This window comes from Acidovorax delafieldii 2AN, assembly GCF_000175235.1.
GTDB classification, from domain to species: domain Bacteria; phylum Pseudomonadota; class Gammaproteobacteria; order Burkholderiales; family Burkholderiaceae_C; genus Acidovorax; species Acidovorax delafieldii_B.
Genome location: NZ_ACQT01000445.1, coordinates 1 through 1,816, shown reverse-complemented (window position 1 = coordinate 1,816; position 1,816 = coordinate 1). Strand labels below are relative to the sequence as shown.

Sequence of the window (1,816 nt, the reverse complement as noted above, 5' to 3'; positions counted from 1 at the left end):
GGTGCAGCGAGGAACAGGCGCTCCTCGGGCAGGTTCTGCTCGGCCAGGTAGGCCTTGACGGCCTGGCCGCGGTGCGTGGCCAGTTCGGTGGCCAGGTCTTCGGTGGCGGCGGGCAGGTGGGCCAGCAGCAGGGCCTCCATCTCGGGCACCGGCAGATCCTTGGCCATGCCCACCAGGTTGCGTGGCTTGGGCATATCGGCACGGCGGTACACCGCCTTGAGCAGGGCCGGGTACTCGGCCGCCTGCACGGGGGTGGTGTCGGTGGGCGCCGCACGGCGCTTTTCGGCGCGCACCAGCTCTTGCAGGCGCTCGCGCTGCAGGGCTTCGCGTTCGCGCGCCAGGCTGGCCGTTCCCGTCACGGTGAGCTTGAGCGCGGGGCGCTCGGTCAGGGCCTTGGCCACCTTGTCGAGGCTCTGCCGGGCCTCGGGCGTGAGGGTGGCGCTGCCGGGGGCGAAGGCCACGCTGCTGAGTTCGTCGCCACCGCCGAAAGCGCGGGCCAGCAGGCTGAACGGCGCGGTGATGGCCTTGCCGATCAGGTTGACGATGATCTTGAAGATGACCGGGCCGATGCGGAACTGTGGGTCGTTCAGCGAGCCGCTGATGGGCAGATCGAGGTCGATCACGCCGTGGCTGTCGGCCAGCAGGGCCACGGCCAGCTTCACGGGCAGGCTGTTGGGCGCGCCCTCCACGGGTTCGCCGAAGGTGAGCTGGTTGAGCACGAGCTTGTTGCTGGCCGTGAGCTGGCCGTTGGGCAGCACCTTGTAGGACACGTCCATGCTGAGCTTGCCGCGCTCGATGCCGTGGCCCGCGTATTTCACGGAATAGGGCGTGAGGGGCGGCAGCTCGAGGTCGCGCACCTTGCCCTGGATGTCCAGCGCCAGCGGCCTCGCCAGCGGGTTGAGCTTGCCGGTGATCTCCAGCGATGCCGATCCTTCGGCGCGGCCGCGCAGTTCGAGGTCGGCCAGCACCGGCTCGGTGCCCGGCGGCTGCGTCGCAAAGGCGCCCAGCTTGCCGGTCAGCTCGGTCAGGTCGGCCGAATAGTTGGGCTGGATGAAGAAGTCGGAAAACAGCACCTTGCCGTTGACCAGGCTCACGGGCCCGAACTGCACCACGGGGGCCAGCGGGTCGGGCGGTGGGGTGGGCAAGGTGGTGCTGGCCGATGCCGTGGCGTCCACGGGCGCCGATGGGGCCGGTGACGCGGGCACCGGCGCGGCGGGCGGGTTGCTGACCTGGGCCGGGCTCTTGGCGATGTCGCTCAGGTTGAGGCGGCCGTTTTCGTTGATGGTGACGCGCGCATAAAAATCGGCCAGGCTGGTTTCCTTGACCTCGACGCGCGGCGGAGTGTCGGGTGCGAGCGAAACGGCCAGGCCGCGCAGGCCCAGGCTCTTCCAGGCCAGCAGCTCTTCGCCCACCTGCTCGGCTGTCTTGGGCGTGGCGGCGGCCGTGCTGTTGGCGCGCAGTTCATCGATGGCGGCATCGCCCGTCAGGCGCAGCGTGGTGCCGCGCGCCACCTGGGCAAACGCCACCTGGCCGCGAAAGCCCACGTCGGCGTGCAGCAGTTCGATGGCGAGCCGGTCGGCCAGGTAGCCGTCGAGGGCATGCACGGGCAGCCGGCTGGCCTCCAGGCGGCCTTGCAGGGCCAGGGGCTGCAGCGCCAGCGTGCCCTGGTAGTCGATCTTGCCCGCGTCGCCACGGCCTGCGGCCACGCGGGCCGAGACATGGAGCATTTCGGGTTTGCTGCCGTCCAGCGCCAGGTTGCGGGCCTGCAGGTTCAGCGACGAGAGGTTCAGCGCCACGGCGCGGGGCGCGGCGCGGT

General features: G+C 70.6%; 1 protein-coding gene. It reads right to left on the bottom strand.

Annotated elements, in window-relative coordinates; genetic code table 11:
* A partial coding sequence (locus ACDELDRAFT_RS22060; RefSeq protein WP_005800894.1) for a DUF748 domain-containing protein occupies positions 1 to 1,816 on the bottom strand: 1,816 nt, incomplete at both ends.